The following is a 17,848-nucleotide window of genomic DNA, read 5'->3' as shown; positions in this document are numbered from 1 at the left end:
TGGTTAACATAATCACCATCCAGTTTTGTTAAAACTGAATGATACCAAGTGGATCAATTTTCAATTGGTGTTAGTGGATCATTTTTGCACTGGTGGTGACAATTAATGCTGATTCAACTACTTGGGGCAGTGACGTAATAGATGAAATCAATCAGAGTGGTGTTTTATTTGAAACGGTTTCATTAATAAGTAATGGCAGTGTATCACAAAATGGTAACCTCCTTGGGCAAAAAGTCGAGCAATTTCTACAACCAATTAAATCTGATAGTGTGCATATTATTGCCCATAGCAAAGGTGGTTTAGATGCTCAATATATGGCTAAATATTTTTCTAATATTGAGCTATTAAGCTTATCTACCTTAGCGACACCTCATCTAGGCAGTGTTACCGCCGATGTTCGTTTTTTAACGGATAATCATGCGGCTAAATTTTATAAAACCAATGCTTCGGATCCTGAAAATATTTTATGGGAATACTTTCAAATTCATAAATTCGGTGGCCCTAACCCACCAGGTATTTATGATTTGACTATAAACTCTAGGCAACAAGCTTTATTGAACGGAGAAATGGATAATGTCAGTAATATTTTTTCGCTTGCTGCAAATGCTGATTTAAATGGTAATAAAGAATTAGAATGGTCAGAATCTGCAGGTTTATTTCCTGCTTGGTATATTTCTGGATGGGGAGCGGTACGAGCATATAATATTATGAAAAATTATAATTCAGTTATTTATGTAAGAACTGATCAGGTTTCAATTTTGGATGCCAGTGAGCGTATTCCTGTAGAGAAAATAGTAAACCGTGTTATTTATGAAGCCGATAAGCAAGATGATGTAGCTCTTCATGATAATGATATTGTCGTTACTGTTGCTAGCGCATTACCTAGTTTTGTTACCTCATTAGGCACTGTTCAAGCAAATCATAGTACGATAAAAAATGTCGATAATATTAATAAATTTTTAAACCAAATCATTCCAATGCGATCTGGGGATTAATCATGAACCATATTATTCATTTCATCAAAAATACCTTTCTGATTATATTGTTTATTTTTAGCTCTATCGCTAATGCTGACAGTATGGTGCCATTATCTTCAGTAAGAGACTCTCTAGGTTACATTGATACACCTTTCAAAAATGGGGAAACACAAACAACTGTTGAATTTGAAATCGATCGTGGTCAATCGTTTTGGCCAACTATCGTCATTCCTATTATTGATGCTCGCTTTGAATTAATTGCACCGGATGGCACTGTCGTGATGGATAGCCAAAATAGTAAAATTAAAGTGACTCATGGTAGTGATATCCGACCAGGCTTACCGGGAGCAAGTTATGAACTGCCATTAGTGGATGTGGCAAATAAGCCCGGTACTTGGCAATTTATTGTTCAATATGATGCCCCTGATTATGATTCAATGATTGTTACTCAAATTTTTAGACAGATGACTGTTAGTGCAAAAGTATCTATTCTCGGTCATCTCGCAGTTGTTGGCGACTTAATGGCACCTTCTGTATTAGTGACGGCGGATGCTAAAGCAATTCCGGATGCGGAAGTATCATTTTTAATCACTTATCCTGATGGGACAACCGTGACTACAGTGGGATACGATAATGGCTCAGGCTTTGATGCTGTTGCAGGTGATGGTGTATACAGCAGCCCTTCAACCTATCCATACCAACAATTAGGCGAGCACATCATAGAAGCAAGCGTTATTGCACAGCATTTAGGCTATGAATATCGTACTCAAGCCGGTAAGAATATTGTGGTGACGGAGCAACTTGCTAATGTAAATAAAACAGAGTTATTTATTCCGACAGATGTGTGTGTTGATAAGGTCATTTTAAGATCAAATGTAACAATAAAAAAATCAGGGACTTACAGTGTATATAGTTCCTTGTCTGGCACCCTAGATAACCGATTTGGAGTCAGAGCTATTAAAAACATGAACTTGTCGGAAGGTGATCATGATATTGAATTAATATTTACCAAAAAAATGTTGGTAAATAGGTTTTCGCGAAAAGATGTAATTTCATTCTCTCCTCTACTTATTGAAACCACTGATTATACCAAATCAGGAACTCGAGAGTTTAATTCTGTGGTAAATCCACGGATTGCAATTCCTGATACCTTTTCTTTGGATGATATCAATTTTTGCCGTGAAGATATTGAAGTCACTAAAAAAATTACGACAACTGAAAATATGTCTGCTGATGATTCATATATCGAGTCACTTGAATTGAGTTTTCCTGTTTATGTAAATCTAGCAGGCAGCTACACATCATCGTTAAGTATTATTTCAAAAAACCATGAAACGCTGGCGACCATTAACTTTAACTCTTCACTCTCTGCTGGTGATAACCAAGTTAAATTTACTGTCGATGGTAGTAAGCTGAAAAAAGTTGATGGCCCTTATCTAGTGAGATCTTTGATGATTTACGGCAATGGTAAAAATAAGATGGTTAGCCAATTAGGTGAGATAATAGCTTATAAAAAAGAGCAGTTTATCCCAAAAATCAAACTTATTAGCCAAGGGGACTTAATTGGCCTTAAACGAGAAAACTGGGATGGAACAAAAAATGGGAGATCTGTCATCGGTGGATATGCGCGTACTAATGCTTCCGTACCTTATGACTATGAGTCTTTAGTTAAATTTGATCTTGCGAACGTCGAAGGGATTGTCCAAAAGGCTGAAATGAAAATAACGTTAGGCAAGTCATCTCTTTCTTTACCATTTACAGATGTTGCTATTCATGTTGTTGATAAAGCATGGTCTGCAGAGACGGTTAACTATGATTATTTCTGTGATAGCTTCAATGTATGTAAAAGCTGGAGTAATCCATTAAGTGCATTTCGTACAAATTCTGGCGAATTTACACAGGTAATTAGCGGAGAGAAGCTATTACATCTGATACAAGGTTGGATTGATAATAAGCCGTCTAATCATGGCCTTGTATTGACAGCAAATCCAGCAGAACGAAGTAAGCAGTTAGAGGTCCTCAATGTTGAGTTAAATATACTTGTTTTGAAATAATGAGTTAGAGTAGATCTAATTCATTCGATTAAGACGCCCGTCCTAGGGCGTCTATCTACATTTTAAATTCTTACGGGGATTCAGGCAAGCGGAATGCTGTACTCTTGTGGACAGCTAAAATCAGAGCTTAAGTTCCATATTAAAAAATGTCTTTTGAATATACGAGTAAGGTTTAATGCACAGAACCTTCAACCTTAAGCTCAAAAATTGGCAGTCGCCATTTAAATCGTACTGATGCCATGCGTACAAGATAACCGACCACTAAGCTGGCGATAATCGTGATGTTTTCGTCAATGGCAAAGTGTTGAAGAGTTAAATATAAACATGCAACAATAAAAGCGACCGCGCGGTACCGATTGCTGAAGCCATGTTAGCGATCGTACTGATGGATCACTTATTGCGCCACCGTGGACAGAATCAAGGCGTGGAGACACAGATACCGAAGATTTAATAATACTGCTGCTTAAGCATAAAAAGCCTCGGAATGATATGATTTCGAGGCTTTTTTATAAGTTAAATATTTTTAGTTTGTGATTTTTATAACCGGATGAGTAAGTATAATTTTGGCGTCCAATGATGATCTTTTTATGCAAAAATTAATGTCAATTATGTAATCTTTAATATTTTTTGTGACTATGGTCTAGTAACTAATTTATTAATGCTAGTTATCATCATTAAATTGTAACTAATGTTATATTTAGGTCGTTACATTAGAATTGAAATGTACAAATTTATACATTGACCGCTGTTGGAAAAATAAAGGGGTTTAGTATGTTACTAGATTATGTTCGCTATTCAGTTCTTTCTCAATGTGCCTTGTTTTCTGGAGCAAGTCAGGAAAATATTGTTAATTTAACCAACCAAACACGTATAGAGCACTTTAACAAAAATTGTTTTTTAATAAACCAAGGGGAAGCCAGTAAAGAAATAGGTATTATTGCCGATGGCGAAATAGAAATATGCTATAAATCACAGCAAGGAAATATTTTGCCGGTTGCAATGATTGGTGAGTTAGATTGGTTTGGTGAAACAGTACTAGCGAGAAATAATATACGACTAGTGTCATTAAAGTGTATAGGGAATGTAAGTATTGTTTTTGTACCTAAAGCGGCCTTGATAGATTCTATGTCTCAAGATGTTATTATTATGCAGAATGTTATTGCTTGTTTATCGGATAGAATTAGCTCCGTGAGCCGATATGCGTTAATGCATATAGATAATAATACGTTAGGTAAAATCGGTCGACAGCTACTCAATCAAGTCGAAATGCTTTCTACGCATTATAGTGAACGTGATGTTATCGAACTTAAATTAACAAAGTGTCATATCGCTGCGTTGATTGGACATACACGGCAAGCCATTATTCCCCATTTAAACAAATATACTGAATTGAATTTATTATCTTTCGGGTATGGCTCCGTAACGATCAATAGTGTTAAAAATCTTAAAATTTATCTTAATTCAATATGTTAGCTGTTTTTTATTGTGATTTTAAATAAATGGAATATGAATGTAAATAATATTATATTATTGTGGTTATTAATTGAATCAATGTAAGTTAATTTGTATTTGTTTTTTATTTTGTTTGTATAGTGTTTGTGGTTGTGAATATAAAAGTAAGTTAATAATTACATTGTAATTTCCATTTTATATTCCACATTAAATATAAGTATATATATTTCCACAGGGCGGTGAATTTATGCTAATAAAATTTAAATATATTGGGTTGATACCTGCTTTGCTTACATTTTCGCATTACTCATTTTCGGCAGAGAATAATAAATCAGTAGGTGTGAAGGTAGGTTATAGTTGGGCCCATAATGCATGTGACAGTGATAGCCTGGATTGCGATGATCAGTCTTTGGCTGGGGGGATTTATTTTCGTCATAATATTTATCAACCTTATTTTTATCAAATTAGCTTAGAGTATCTAGGGCGTTTCAAAGCAACATACCCAGCATTGGCGGATCCATCAGTTGACGCTGATTATGATGGTAATACTTTTGGTTTAGGCATTTCAGGTGGGCGTGTTTTTTCATTAACTGAAAATCAAAATATCATTGGGCAATTGGGTGTGATGCCTTGGTATGTGGATACGGAAGGTCATGAAATAGGAGAAAACGTCAGTAATGACCATGAAGGAATATCACCCTTCGCTTCAATTAGTTACCAATATAATATGAGTAAAAATAGTTATTTAGAATTAGGTTATCAATTTGTTTATGGTGTCGGTTCTGACTCCACTGGTGGCGCCGATATTCATCAAGCTTTCTTAGGATTAGGGTATAAGTTTGGTCAATCTGAGCCTGAAACAATTATTAAAACGGTTACTGAAACTCAAGTAGTGACGGTCACTGAAAAAAGCATGACACTTAATTTTGGTGAAAATAACTCGACCGTACTTTTCGCTTTTGACTCTGCAAAATTAAATCCCAATATGTCTTCATTACTCGGCCCTATGGAAACTCGCTTAAAAAACAATCCTCAGGCTTTACTCACAATTGAAAGCCATACCGATAACGTTGGATCAGATAAATATAATTTAGATTTATCTCAAAGGCGCGGTGATTCCTTGAAGGACTACTTCATTAATAAAGGGATATCAAAAGATCGCATAACAGTGAAAGCTTATGGTGAATCTAAACCAATAGTTCCTAATGATTCTGCGGAAAATAGAGCAACCAATCGTCGTGTGGTCTTATTCTCACCTCCTTTTGAAAAGCAAGATTCAACGAAACAAGAAACGACACAACAAGGAGCAAGCAAATGATGGATATTAAGAAAATACTCACAATGTTAGTTCTTTCCTTTTTTCTGATTGGAATGGTCGGGTGTAATAATGAAAGTGGTGGATTACCCTCACAATCAGGAGACTCTATAAGCAATCCTAGTAATCCTAGTGGAGATACGGATAGCTTGTCAGGCCTAAAAATATTACCTGAGAATCCTAGTATTGCCGCTGGGAGAACCGTACAACTTTCGGCAACGGCCCTTATGAACGATGGTTCAGAAACATTATTAGATGCAACAGATGTTAGTTGGTTTTCTAGTGATACATCGGTGGCAACAGTCGATGAAAATGGGGTGCTAACAGGTAAGTCTCTAGGAACCGCGGAAGTAACGGCTGTTTATCAGGGACAACAAAAATCCATTACCGTGAATATTTCATCTCCGGAAATAGTTAGCTTACAGGTAATTCCTGGGGCAAAAACAATTGCAGCTGGAATTACCACGCAATTCAAAGCTTATGAATTATATTCAGATGGTAGTAAACAAGAGGTAACCAGTAGTGCTACTTGGAGTAGCGATAATACAAGTATTGCTTCGGTTGGGGTTAATACCGGTTTAGTGGTACCAATTACAGAAGGGACGGCGATCATTACCGCTGTGTCTGGTAGCTTTAGTGCAACGGCGGATCTAACGGTTACCAGCGCATTTATCGAATCCATTACAATTTCACCTAAAGCACTCAGTGTGCCTAAAGGTACCACCCAGCAACTTACCGCCACGGCGCAACTGTCTGATGGTAGTACGCAAGATATTACCGATCAAGTTACATGGAGTTCAGATACTGTGGCAGTAGCGACGGTTGATCCTGCTACTGGGCTTGTTACAGGAGTTGCAGATTCAGGCACTGCTACCATTACTGCTACTACTGATGTCATATTTGGTGTATTAACTGATACTGCCATAGTTACTGTGACTACCGCGACTGTATCTCAATTAACGGTGAGTCCTGCGGTGGCGAACTTAGCAAAAGGTTTGACTAAGCAGTTTAAAGCGAATGCAGTATTTAGTGATGGTCTTGTCCCTAAAGATGTGACTGATGATGTTGTGTGGTCTTCTTCTTCTTCCTCTACCGTCAGTATTGATAATGGAGGGCTCGCCACTGCGGATTCTGTGGGAAGTTCGACAATCACAGCAGCCTTAGGAGGTCAAACTTCAACGGCGCAAGTGACGGTGGCAGATGCTTATGTAACTAAAGTCGAAGTGGCAACCACCCCTAACCCTGTGACCTTAGCAAAAGGCGGAAAGGCTAGTGTGACGGTGACTGCCACATACAGTGATGGTTCAACACAAGATGTAACTGAACAAGCAACATTGACATCTAATAATGACGCTATTGCGACGATTGTTGAGGGGAACAATATTTATGCGAGTGGTGTGGGAGATGCAACGGTAATCGCAAGGTTTGATTCTGTTGATTCAAATCCAATTAATATCACGGTAACGGGTGCCACGGTAACGGGGATTGATGTCACTCCTTCAGCATTGAGCCTGGCGAATGGAACAACAGGGCAACTTACGGCTACGGCTACTTTTAGTGACACTACTACTCGTGATGTGACAACGGAAGCTTCTTGGAATACGGCTGATTCTACATTTGTCTCTGTTAGTCCACAGGGTTTAGTTACTGCTAATAGCGTAACGACTAGCTCTATTTCAGTGACCGCCAGTTTTGGTGGAACGCCTACGGCTCCTATAAAGGGAAGTTCAAGTGTCGCTGTAACAGCAGCAACAGTCGATAGCTTGAGTATTACACCTAATCCGGTGAATGTTGCTAAAGGCGATGAGATACAATTGGTTGTGACGGCTACGTTTAGCGATAGCACGACACAACTTGTGACAGATTTAACCGCATTTACAAGCGATAAACCAATCTTTGCAACGGTAACAGGAACTGGCGTTGTACAAGCTATTGATCAAGGTAATGCGACAATAACGGGAAGCTATAAAGGGAAGGATAGAACAGTAGCAGTTAATGTTGGCCCTAAACGAGCCGATAGATTACATCTTAAAGCAATAAACAAGGCTGATTTGAGCCTGCTTGGCTTAATTGACTTAGGAATTGGTAATTCTATCTTTGATATCGAATCACAAGTTTTTTATTCAGATGGAACTAGTCGAGTTTTAGATGTGAATGAACCTGCGTATGTTACGGACCATAGCGAATTGATTGCTATTGATACCGATGGCGTTGTTAGTCTGGTAAATGCTGGTGTTGCTGTAGATGCCAATGTTACAGCGACATATGAATCTTTGGTGAGTGATAACCAAATTCACGTTTCATGTTTAGTTCAACTTGGATTATTAGGTATTAATCTTGGTCTTGCATGCAATATTAATGATAATCAACTTAATCCTGCTTATGTAGTACCATAATCGATAGGTTAAAACGATAAAAGCCTGCAGTTTTTCTACAGGCTTTTTATTTCATACGGGATGGGTCTTTAGTAACCAGACAATAATTAATGCACAGAACCTTCAACCTTAAGCTCAAAAATTGGCAGCCGCCATTTAAATCGCACTGATGCCATGCGAACAAGATACCCGACCACTAAACTGGTAATAATCGTAATATTTTCATCAATGGCAAAGTGTTGAAGTGTTAAATATAAACACGCAACAATAAAAGCGACCGCAGCGTACAACTCTTGATGTAAAACTAATGGTGTTTGTCTGCAAATTAGATCACGCAGTAGACCACCAAAAACGCCAGTAACAATCGCCGCTACCACGCAAATACTCGGAGGTAAGCCCATGTTTATGCCTTTTTGACAGCCAATTATACTAAAAGCTGCCAGTCCTAATGCGTCAAGGCGAATAAACACACCTTTGAATTTGACTACCCATTTAGCTAGCCATGTCGTTAATACGCCTGCCACACAAGTGATCAGTAAGTATTCGGGATGTTGAACCCAGCTCAATGGATAATTTCCCAATAGAATATCTCTTACACTACCACCGCCAATGGCCGTTGCGCTCGCAACAAGCATAACGCCAAACCAATCCATATTCCGGCGGCCTGCACTTAATGCGCCTGTCATGGCTTCTGCGGTAATACCAATAATATAAATAATGCTAAGTAACATTGCGATGCTCACGAAAAGGTAGGGTAAACAAAAAAGTTAAGTGCCGATTTTAGTGATAAAGATCTCGTCTGACTAATGAGAAATATCGTAATAAATAAGGTATTTTGGATTATAAAAACTAATCTGAAATTTTTGTTTTGTATATGATGGGCAAAAGGCGGTTTTTATTGGCTTTACCTGAAGTTAAAAAGTGAGGACAATACATTCCTATGTTGTATGGAAAGAATAAATTTAATGCCAGAATCACGTCATCAATATCCGGATATTATTCGCCTTTTTAATCAAACCTTTGCCGAGTCTTATCAAACTCAGCTAGAGCTTGGGGGAGATGAACCTATTTATTTACCCGCGGATGATAGTTCTTCTTATCATCGGATTGTTTTTGCGCGTGGCTTTTATGCATCGGCTATGCATGAAATTTCTCACTGGTGTGTGGCTGGGCCAAAACGCCGCTTATTGGAAGATTTTGGTTACTGGTATGAGCCTGACGGTAGAACCGCGCAAGTTCAGGCTGAGTTCGAAAAGGTAGAAATACGCCCACAAGCTTATGAATGGATTCTATCGGTAAGTGCTGGATTTTCGTTTACGGTAAGCTGTGACAATTTACATGGTGATATTGAACCGGATCGTTTAGCCTTTATGGCAAAAGTACACAATGAAGTCTTGCATGTTTTGCAACAAGGTTTACCAAAGCGTGTCAAAATGTTGTCGGATGCGTTACGTGATTTTTATCAAACGCCAGAATTAACACCAACCTTATTTATAATTAAGTAATGAGTAATAGATGATTATTGAATTAGAAGAACAATTATTAGAATCCATTGATATGACTGTTGAAAAAGCATCAGATGATGAGCTTTTTGCTGGTGGGTATTTACGTGGTCATATTTCTCTTTCAGCCGCAGATTGTGAGCAAGAAGGGATTAAGGATGTTGCTATTTTTAAACAACGAATTCAATCGAGTTTAGATGCCGCTCGTAATGAATTAACGCCAGCTGATCAAGTCATTGTCGCGGCTATGTGGCAGCAGCTGAGCCGTTCGATTTAACCATTGTGAGATATTGATATAATCATGTTCTAATTTTTTGAACATCTTAATAGGATTCAATGACTGTTATCGATTTTGTTTTCAATTATCTTGATTCATACAGTTACAAACTACTTTCTATTTAATGGAGTCACTATGAAAATTATCGCATTTGGTGCTAGTACAAGTTTCAATTCAATCAATAAATCACTGGCAGCTTATACCGCAGGTCTTGTCGACGGAGCTGACGTTGAGGTGTTAGATCTTAATGATTTTAACGTTCCTTTATTTAGTGAAGATACTGAAAAAGAAATTGGCCGCCCTGAAGGAGCACAAGCGTATTTTGCTAAGTTAGAAAGTGCCGATGCTTTTGTAATTTCTCTTGCTGAACATAATGGTACTTATACTGCAGCTTATAAAAATTTATTTGATTGGGCTTCACGTATTAATCAACAAATGTTTGCACATAAACCTGTCGTTTATTTATCTGCAAGCCCTGGTCCTGGTGGAGCGCAAAGTGTTTTGGCTCAAGCAACGGGCTCGGCATCTTTCTTCCATGCAGATGTAAAAGCATCGGTGTCTATTCCGAGCTTTTACGATGTGTTTGATATGCAGTCTGGTCAGCCTACAGATGATGCGATTAAAGCTCAGTTAACTGCTGCGGCGGCAAGCTTAACGGCTTAAAATTATCAATTAGCTTCTCTAAGCATAGCTTAAACCAATACGCATGAACGAATATGCGTAGATCAATAAAGGTGCTGTTCTCACGAACTTGCACCTTTTTTACTTTTAGTCCCTTGGCATATTATTCTTTAACCAGAGATAGGTCTGCCTTTTAACATTCTTCTTACCCACATTCTGGCTGGGTGTAGTTTTTCTAATACCTCTGTAGGTAATGGCATCGGATCGCCAACAATCTGCGAGGCTAGTGCTTCAGCTAATAATGGAGCTGAACATAAACCTCTAGCACCAAGTCCTACCATACAAAATAAATTTTGATACTGTGGTATTTCTGGCATTAATTCTGGGTGTGTTCTTAGAATTTGTGGATCAATTTTGCGATAGCTTTCTGCTATGGGTTGAAACTGACAAACATTGCCGATAAAGGGTAGGTGATCTCGGGTGACACTTCTGATCCCTTGGCGAGAGTTATTATTCTTTGTGCTCACTTCTTTTGGCCAGTCTTGATTTGGGATGCAATTGACTAAACGTTCTCCATTACTTTGTTGAGCTTGTGGGTCAAATTTATGATCAATATTATTTCGATCGTAACTGGCACCAATACAATGATGATTATTGTTAGGGTTGTTAGGGGTCATATATCCATCATAACAAAGAACTGTTTTCAGTTTGGTTAAGGTTTCAGTGGTAGGAATATGGCTAACTTGTCCTTTCACTGGTGTTGCAGCAATGGATTTTAGTTGTTCAAATCGACTAAATTGATGACCATTCGCGACAACCACGACATTATGCTTGAAAGCTTTACCTGATGTTTTTAGTTGCCACATTTGTTCATCTTTACAGTAATGTAATGTTTCAATACGTGTATTGAAATGAACCTCAAAACGGTCACTATTTTGTAATTCTTTAATGGTATTTTGAGTGAGTTGTTGAGGGCATAGCCAGCCACCAAATGGATAAAAGACACTTTCTTGTTCTATATGGAGGCCAATAGCTTCCGAGGTTTGCTTCGCATCTAATGCTTGGATAAAAGATTCGGGATACCCATTAATGATCATTTTGTCTAATTTGATTTTGGCTTTTTCATTCCACGCTAATTGGGCCACACCACAAAAATCATAATCAAACTCAATCTTTTGAGCTGCTTGCTGTACAAATTGGCGAGCATATAAAAAGGCAGGTGCAAAGAATCGATTTAATGGAGATTCAGGCTCTGCGATTAGAGGGTATAACGCCCCTTGTTTATTGCCAGAAGCCCCTAACGCTGCTTCTTTATCTTCACAATATAAAGTGACGGAGAGCCCGCGACGATGTAAAGCTTGCGCGAGAGTCGCACTGGCAATGCCGCCACCTATAATAGCGATGTTACCTAAATTAGATAAGTTGGAGCCAGTTTCTGTCGTGGCTTGTTTGATGTTTAGCGCTGCTTGTCGAGTAAACCAAGGTGGGATATTTGAACGCGTTTGGGGTTCTGTGGCTATTTGAGATCGCAGAGTGCCCGCTATCATTTCACGTTTAATGCCAAACCCTTTGACTTTTTTCATGTCAAAGCCAGCTTCAATCAATCCTCGTCGAACAAAACCTGCGGCGGTAAAGGTTGCGCAGGTTCCATGTTGTTTAGTAATAGAAGCCATGCCATTAAAAAGATCATTGTTCCACATGTCTTGATTTTTGCTTGGGGCGAACCCATCTAGGAACCATGCGTCAATAATACCATCTTGATTCTTAGCAATTTTAGGGAGGCTCTCATGGATATCCCCAAACCACAAATCAAGAGTTATCATGCCGTCAGCTAGGATTAATCGGTGGCATTCAGGTATGGCAATAGGATATATGTCTTGTAATTGTTGGGAGTATTGAGCTAATTCGGGCCAAGCTGCATGTGCTTTAATTAAGTCGTCTATACTGATCGGGTATTTTTCGAAGCTAATAAAATGTAGCTGTTTAAGGCTAGCCTGTGGATGTTGAGAACAAAAAGCATCAAACTGTTGCCAGACAGCTAAAAAGTTAAGCCCAGTACCAAATCCGGTTTCTGCAATGGTGAAGCGAGGTTGGGAGAAAGACTCCCAGCGTTCTGGAAGGTGGTTTTGTTTGATGAAAACATAGCGGCTTTCTTCAAGGCCATTAGCGTTAGAAAAATAGACATCATCAAATTGATGGGAGATTGGAGTACCAGATTCATTCCAATCTAGTTTGGCGTTTTGTATTGAACTCATATTACCTGTCATTTTGGGGCGATTTAGGGCTATTATATACACATTGCAGAACCTTATATTTATTAACAAAGTCCCACATTGTAAATTTTACTGATAAAACGCAATGCAAAGGGTACATTAGGAAAGCTGACCACTTAACAATAGCAAGTCAGTTATCATTACACGATTTTTGAATTATAGGAATGTCACATGAAACGAGCCGTCATCACTGGTCTAGGGATTGTCTCTAGTATTGGTAATAACGTAGAAGAAGTATTAGCGTCTTTAAAAACAGGTAAATCGGGCATTACAGCCTCTGAGCAATTTAAAGAAGCAGGTCTTCGTTCTCAAGTTTGGGGTGAATTAAAAATCACGCCAAGTGAGCATATCGATCGTAAACACATGCGTTTCATGGGCGATACCGCTTCTTACGCTTACCTTGCTATGCAGCAAGCAGTTGAAGATTCTCAATTAACCGATGATCAAGTTTCTAATGACCGTACTGGCTTAGTGGCTGGTTCTGGTGGTATCTCATCACAAAACCAAGTGATCTCAGTTGACACTATTCGTGAGAAAGGCGTAAAGCGTGTTGGACCTTATATGGTTCCACGTACTATGGCTTCAACGGTTTCAGCATGTCTTGCGACACCGTTTAAAATTCGTGGTGTGAACTACACTATGAGTTCTGCTTGTGCGACTTCTGCACACTGTATTGGTCATGCGTTAGAGCTTATCCAACTGGGTAAACAAGATATCGTGTTTGCTGGCGGTGGTGAAGAACTTCACTGGTCTTCAGCGATGATGTTTGATGCGATGGGTGCCTTATCAACCAAATACAATGAAGATCCAACCAAAGCGTCTCGTACTTATGATGCAAACCGTGATGGTTTTGTTATCTCTGGCGGTGGCGGTATGGTTGTGGTTGAAGAACTTGAGCACGCACTGGCTCGTGGCGCAAAAATCTATGGCGAAATTGTAGGTTATGGTGCGACATCTGATGGATATGACATGGTTGCCCCTTCTGGTGAAGGTGCGGTTCGTTGTATGAAGATGGCGATGCAAGGCGTTGATTCTGTCGATTATGTCAATACTCACGGCACATCAACTCCTGTGGGCGATGTAAAAGAGCTAGGTGCAATTCAAGAAGTATTTGGTAAAGATAGCGGCGGTAAATGCCCTGCGATCTCTGCAACTAAAGCAATGACTGGCCACGCACTTGGTGCAGCAGGTGTGCATGAAGCGATTTATTCAACATTAATGCTTCAACATAACTTCATTGCACCAAGCATTAACATTGAAACGTTAGATCCAGCTGCTGAAGGTCTAGACATCGTCACTGAGACTCGTGAACAAGAGTTAAAAACAGTTATGTCTAACAGCTTTGGTTTTGGTGGAACTAACGCCACGCTTGTGATTAAAAAATACGAAGCATAATATTCTGAGCCAAACGGCCATATGAATAAAATAAATCCTCGGCTTATTAATTAAGTCGAGGATTTTTTGTATGATAACTATCCTATTTTTGAATAATCCATCTTGAGAATTCGTAATGAAAATCGTCATCGATGAAAATATGCCTTACGCTGAAGCCTTATTTAACCAGATTGGTGAAGTTAAAATGTTACCGGGCCGGACATTAACGGCAGATGACTTGGTGGATGTAGACGCATTAATGATCCGTTCGGTCACGGCAGTGAATGCCGATTTACTGGTAAAAGCTAATAAATTGAAATTTGTCGGAACGGCCACTGCAGGGCACGACCATGTTGACCAAGCACTACTTAAACGCAAAGGGATTTTCTTTACCGCAGCCCCAGGTTGTAACAAAGTTGGTGTTGCAGAATATGTATGCAGCGTTTTGATGGTTCTGGCGCAACAGCAAGGTTTTTCTATTTTTGATAAAACAATCGGTATTATTGGTGCGGGGCAGGTAGGGTCATATTTAGCTAAATGTATGACTGCACTTGGTTTAAAAGTATTGCTCAACGATCCACCAAAACAGCAACAAGGTGATGAACGTCAATTTGTTGATTTAGATGTGTTATTAGAACAATCCGATGTTGTGTGCTTGCATACACCAATTACAAAAAATGGCGATTATCCAACGCACCACTTAATTAACACGGATCGCCTTGCTAAGCTCCGTGCAGATCAAATTTTGATCAATGCTGCTCGTGGGCCTGTTGTGGATAATCAGGCATTGAAAATAAGATTACAGCAACAAGATGGTTTTACTGCCATTTTAGATGTATTTGAATTTGAGCCACAGGTCGATCTTGAGTTACTTCCTTTATTGGCTTTTGCAACGCCGCATATTGCAGGTTACGGTTTAGAGGGAAAATCACGAGGGACGACTATGATCTTTAATGCTTATTGTGCGTACCTTAATTTAGAAAATAGAGCGGAGGCTAGTGAATTATTGCCTGTGGCTCCGATCTCACAAGTCCAGTTATCAAGCGGTTGGAGTGAAGATTGCGAGAAAACACAAGCATTACTGCACAATTTGACTCAGTTGATTTATGATGTGCGCCATGATGATGCGGTATTCCGTCGAGAAATGTCGAAATTGGATGGAAAGGCGCAAGCGGAAACATTTGATCGATTGCGTAAACAATATTGGGATCGCCGTGAATATAGTGCGATGACCTTAATTTCCTCCCCACAACAGACAATCAATCTGACGCCATTGGCATCTTTAGGTTTTCAAATTCAAGCCGAATAATTTTATATCATTGGCTGGAATTCAGGTTGCATTAAGTCAGCCGTTCAAATTGAGGTTTTACATGAGTCAAGAATTTAACATTGCTATTTTAGGTGCGACTGGCGCAGTGGGCGAAGCCATGCTTGAAGTATTAAAAGAGCGCGAATTTCCAATCGGCGATCTATTTTTACTTGCAAGTGAAGAGAGTGAAGGTAAGAGCTACCGTTTTAATGGCAAAACAATCCATGTCAACAGTGTCGAAGACTTTGATTGGTCACAAGTTCATATTGCGTTATTCGCTGTTGATGCTGCACTGTCTGAACAATGGGCTCCGATAGCTACGGATGAGGGCGTGATTGTTATCGATAACTCTTCTAAATATCGATATGACTATGATATTCCTCTCGTAGTTCCAGATGTGAATCCACAAGCGATTGCAGAGTTTCGTAACCGTAACATTATTGCTAATCCAAACTGTTCAACTATCCAGATGGTTGTTGCATTAAAACCGATTCAAGATGCAGTAGGCATTGAACGTATTAACGTATCAACATACCAATCAGTCTCGGGTGCAGGTAAAAAAGGGATTGATGAACTTGCAGGACAAACAGCAAAACTGTTGAATGGCTTACCAGTTGAAACCGATGCCTTTGCTCAACAGATTGCATTCAACTGTATTCCACAAATCGATATGATCACAGAAAATGGCTACACCGCCGAAGAAATGAAAATGGTGTGGGAAACACAGAAAATTTTCAATGATGCATCGATTCAAGTTAATCCAACCTGTGTTCGTGTCCCTGTATTTTATGGCCATGCAGAATCTTTACATGTTGAAACTCAAACTCCTATTGATGCAGAACAAGTGATGGAGTTGTTTGAGAAAACGGATGGTATTACTCTATTTCGTGGTATTGATTACCCAACTCAAGTTCGTGATGGCGGTGGTAAAGATGAAGTTATGATTGGCCGTGTTCGTAATGATATTAGTCATCATAGTGGTATCAATATGTGGGTAGTGGCCGATAATGTACGTAAAGGCGCAGCAACAAATGCAGTACAAATTGCCGAAGTCTTGATACGCGATTATTTATAAGACATTTATCGATAATGAAACCTCGCCATCTGTGCGAGGTTTTTTATTGTCTAATATATTTATTCACAGCGAAATTTCGGACATATTTAAACAAAACCCTTGTTTAGTCGCGTTTTTTTGTCATGATCATTACCCAACATTAAGATTATTCCTATATATTGAATAAGTATTCTTTAAATAGACAAATTAACTGAGTTTATTATGCATCGAACCTTTAAGCATCTTGTCACCTCTTTGGCTTTGCTTTTTTTCTTCCAAGTACCAATCGCTTGTGCCAATACCGATGAGTATTCTGTCAGAGTACAGGAGATAAAGAGTGATCAGACTTCACAGCAACAAAGTGATATCGAGATTTATGGGCCAACAGCGAAAAATGAAACGTTGTGGTCAATTGCTAAAGATTATCGAATGGATAAATCGGTCAGTATTTATAAAATGGTGCTGGCAATATATAAGCTCAATCCTAAAGCGTTTGAAGACCACAATATTCATGGATTAATTCCTGAAAGTACTTTATTGATGCCAAATACAGCTCAGGTTGCAGCTGAATCAGTGACCGAAGCAAAAGAGTTAATGGCACAGGATGCTAAACGTCCCATACCATCGAAAGTAGATCCTAATATCGCTCCTCCGCTACCAGTAAAAGCAGAAGATAATTTACCCAAGCGCGATGCTAACCAAGATGAAAGCGTGAACTCTTCCGAGCAATCTTTCGCCACGGAAGCACAGATTACCGGTGCTAATCAAGGGGATGATCAACTTACTGAGGTAGATCAAAAATTTACGCAATCTCAACTTGAATTATTAAGTCAACGTCTAAGTACTGAACTTGGACATATGCAATCTCAGCTTGATCAACTACAAACCCAGTTAACTGATGAAGAACGTGTTAGACATGAAGATCCGACGAAAGGTGCTAAAAATTTAGGACTAATACCAACTTTACGTTTGTTATTAAATCAATATCCAAGCTTGTGGGTTGTTATCATTTTACCCATTCTTTTTATATTGCTGTTGCTACGATTGATATTCAACCGTCAACCTCGTGAAACAACGCAACCTCGGCTATTAAAATCAGATGAACTTATTGCAACAAGCTATGTTGTGCTTGACTCTAAGCAAGACGTTGATGTGATTATCCCAGAAACAGAAACAGAAACAGAAACAGAAACAGAAACAGAAACAGAAACAGAAACAGAAACAGAAACAGAAACAGAAACAGAAACAGAAACAGAAACAGAAAC

General features: G+C 38.9%; 14 protein-coding genes. 12 read left to right on the top strand and 2 right to left on the bottom strand.

All coding sequences use genetic code 11. From position 1 onward, the window contains the following. Positions 1-92: 92 nt before the first annotated feature. From HC725_RS15815 to HC725_RS15795, 5 genes are all read left to right on the top strand, one after another. Positions 93-995, top strand: a complete 903-nt coding sequence (locus tag HC725_RS15815; RefSeq protein ID WP_190332830.1) for an alpha/beta hydrolase — start codon at positions 93-95, stop codon at positions 993-995. A 2-nt stretch (positions 996-997) separates the two neighbouring features. Further along, complete coding sequence (locus tag HC725_RS15810; protein ID WP_190332829.1) at positions 998-3,031, top strand: choice-of-anchor X domain-containing protein; 2,034 nt, start codon at positions 998-1,000, stop codon at positions 3,029-3,031. 771 nt (positions 3,032-3,802) lie between these two features. Further along, positions 3,803-4,504 carry a Crp/Fnr family transcriptional regulator gene (locus HC725_RS15805; RefSeq protein ID WP_190332828.1) on the top strand — a complete coding sequence of 234 codons (702 nt, stop codon included), beginning with the start codon at positions 3,803-3,805 and terminating at the stop codon, positions 4,502-4,504. Positions 4,505-4,730: 226 nt separating this feature from the next. Continuing rightward, positions 4,731-5,801: an OmpA family protein gene (locus HC725_RS15800; protein WP_190332827.1), complete on the top strand. Its 1,071-nt coding sequence runs from the start codon at positions 4,731-4,733 to the stop codon at positions 5,799-5,801. Next, positions 5,798-8,194: an Ig-like domain-containing protein gene (locus HC725_RS15795; RefSeq protein WP_190332826.1), complete on the top strand. Its 2,397-nt coding sequence runs from the start codon at positions 5,798-5,800 to the stop codon at positions 8,192-8,194. The genes HC725_RS15800 and HC725_RS15795 overlap by 4 nt, the downstream gene beginning before the upstream one ends. An 86-nt stretch (positions 8,195-8,280) precedes the next feature. Here the strand turns inward: HC725_RS15795 and HC725_RS15790 are convergent, their stop codons facing one another. Then, the gene (locus HC725_RS15790; RefSeq protein ID WP_190332825.1) at positions 8,281-8,904 is read right to left on the bottom strand and encodes a trimeric intracellular cation channel family protein; all 624 of its coding nucleotides are present in this window, start codon (positions 8,902-8,904) and stop codon (positions 8,281-8,283) included. A gap of 234 nt (positions 8,905-9,138) precedes the next feature. On the opposite strand from HC725_RS15790, the gene HC725_RS15785 reads away from it, so the two are divergent. From HC725_RS15785 to HC725_RS15775, 3 genes are all read left to right on the top strand, one after another. Then, positions 9,139-9,678 carry an elongation factor P hydroxylase gene (locus tag HC725_RS15785; protein WP_190332824.1) on the top strand — a complete coding sequence of 180 codons (540 nt, stop codon included), beginning with the start codon at positions 9,139-9,141 and terminating at the stop codon, positions 9,676-9,678. A gap of 10 nt (positions 9,679-9,688) precedes the next feature. After that, positions 9,689-9,952, top strand: a complete 264-nt coding sequence (locus HC725_RS15780) for a YfcL family protein (RefSeq protein ID WP_190332823.1) — start codon at positions 9,689-9,691, stop codon at positions 9,950-9,952. Positions 9,953-10,087: 135 nt separating this feature from the next. Next, positions 10,088-10,615, top strand: a complete 528-nt coding sequence (locus HC725_RS15775) for an NADPH-dependent FMN reductase (RefSeq protein ID WP_190332822.1) — start codon at positions 10,088-10,090, stop codon at positions 10,613-10,615. A gap of 128 nt (positions 10,616-10,743) precedes the next feature. Here the strand turns inward: HC725_RS15775 and mnmC are convergent, their stop codons facing one another. Next, positions 10,744-12,828, bottom strand: a complete 2,085-nt coding sequence (gene mnmC, locus HC725_RS15770; protein WP_190332821.1) for a bifunctional tRNA (5-methylaminomethyl-2-thiouridine)(34)-methyltransferase MnmD/FAD-dependent 5-carboxymethylaminomethyl-2-thiouridine(34) oxidoreductase MnmC — start codon at positions 12,826-12,828, stop codon at positions 10,744-10,746. Positions 12,829-13,017: 189 nt separating this feature from the next. On the opposite strand from mnmC, the gene fabB reads away from it, so the two are divergent. The 4 genes from fabB to HC725_RS15750 form a co-directional block, all read left to right on the top strand. After that, a complete protein-coding gene (gene fabB / locus HC725_RS15765; RefSeq protein WP_190332820.1) occupies positions 13,018-14,241 on the top strand; it encodes a beta-ketoacyl-ACP synthase I in 1,224 nt (407 codons plus the stop codon). Between the two features lie 115 nt (positions 14,242-14,356). Next, complete coding sequence (locus tag HC725_RS15760) at positions 14,357-15,529, top strand: 4-phosphoerythronate dehydrogenase (protein WP_190332819.1); 1,173 nt, start codon at positions 14,357-14,359, stop codon at positions 15,527-15,529. Between the two features lie 61 nt (positions 15,530-15,590). Further along, positions 15,591-16,604 carry an aspartate-semialdehyde dehydrogenase gene (locus tag HC725_RS15755; protein WP_190332818.1) on the top strand — a complete coding sequence of 338 codons (1,014 nt, stop codon included), beginning with the start codon at positions 15,591-15,593 and terminating at the stop codon, positions 16,602-16,604. 201 nt (positions 16,605-16,805) lie between these two features. Next, positions 16,806-17,848: FimV/HubP family polar landmark protein (locus tag HC725_RS15750; protein ID WP_190332817.1), on the top strand; the 1,043-nt coding region annotated here is incomplete at its 3' end.

Origin of the sequence: Vibrio sp. S17_S38, assembly GCF_014694375.1 — a bacterium.
Taxonomy (GTDB): Bacteria; Pseudomonadota; Gammaproteobacteria; order Enterobacterales; family Vibrionaceae; genus Vibrio.
Note: the sequence above shows the minus strand (reverse complement) of the source record. Positions and strands in the feature narration are given on the sequence as shown.

What these genes read in the sequence shown, in the direction of transcription:
- mnmC (WP_190332821.1), bottom strand. Translation starts at nt 12,828, where the DNA reads ATGAGTTCAATACAAAACGCCAAACTAGATTGGAATGAATCTGGTACT.
- HC725_RS15760 (WP_190332819.1), top strand. Translation starts at nt 14,357, where the DNA reads ATGAAAATCGTCATCGATGAAAATATGCCTTACGCTGAAGCCTTATTT.
- HC725_RS15775 (WP_190332822.1), top strand. Translation starts at nt 10,088, where the DNA reads ATGAAAATTATCGCATTTGGTGCTAGTACAAGTTTCAATTCAATCAAT.
- HC725_RS15805 (WP_190332828.1), top strand. Translation starts at nt 3,803, where the DNA reads ATGTTACTAGATTATGTTCGCTATTCAGTTCTTTCTCAATGTGCCTTG.
- HC725_RS15810 (WP_190332829.1), top strand. Translation starts at nt 998, where the DNA reads ATGAACCATATTATTCATTTCATCAAAAATACCTTTCTGATTATATTG.
- fabB (WP_190332820.1), top strand. Translation starts at nt 13,018, where the DNA reads ATGAAACGAGCCGTCATCACTGGTCTAGGGATTGTCTCTAGTATTGGT.
- HC725_RS15755 (WP_190332818.1), top strand. Translation starts at nt 15,591, where the DNA reads ATGAGTCAAGAATTTAACATTGCTATTTTAGGTGCGACTGGCGCAGTG.
- HC725_RS15795 (WP_190332826.1), top strand. Translation starts at nt 5,798, where the DNA reads ATGATGGATATTAAGAAAATACTCACAATGTTAGTTCTTTCCTTTTTT.
- HC725_RS15800 (WP_190332827.1), top strand. Translation starts at nt 4,731, where the DNA reads ATGCTAATAAAATTTAAATATATTGGGTTGATACCTGCTTTGCTTACA.
- HC725_RS15785 (WP_190332824.1), top strand. Translation starts at nt 9,139, where the DNA reads ATGCCAGAATCACGTCATCAATATCCGGATATTATTCGCCTTTTTAAT.
- HC725_RS15790 (WP_190332825.1), bottom strand. Translation starts at nt 8,904, where the DNA reads ATGTTACTTAGCATTATTTATATTATTGGTATTACCGCAGAAGCCATG.
- HC725_RS15780 (WP_190332823.1), top strand. Translation starts at nt 9,689, where the DNA reads ATGATTATTGAATTAGAAGAACAATTATTAGAATCCATTGATATGACT.